General features: G+C 51.4%; 1 pseudogene. It reads left to right on the forward strand.

The window, feature by feature from the left end:
- A pseudogene (locus HBA93_RS19300) lies at window positions 1–368 on the forward strand (TolC family protein); the annotation flags it as partial.

Below are 368 nucleotides of genomic sequence, written 5' to 3' on the forward strand. Positions count from 1 at the left end.
GTGCTCGCAGCCGTGCAAGCGAAACTCAATGAGGGGCGAGCTACTACAGTTGAATTAGCACTTGCCCGCCAGCAAGTGGCACAGGCAGAATTGCGCATTGTGCGCGCCAATGGCCAGGAGCAAAACACTTATCAGTTGCTGTTGGCCGGCATGGGGGTGAATGCAACACTTGATCTTAAAATTAAAGGCGCACTCGACCGTAAAATTCCAAACCGTTTTGATGGTGTGACGCAAGAAGTCATCGAAGCGGCCCTTTCACGCCGACCTGATATTCAGGCAGGCTATGCGGCTATGCAGGCCAGTCAGGCAGGTATCAAAGTAGCCAAAGCCGAATTTATGCCTAAGGTCTTTATCGCTGCAACTTTATC

The sequence above is a fragment of the Ochrobactrum sp. SFR4 genome (genome assembly GCF_019730395.1).
Lineage (GTDB): Bacteria > Pseudomonadota > Alphaproteobacteria > Rhizobiales > Rhizobiaceae > Pseudochrobactrum.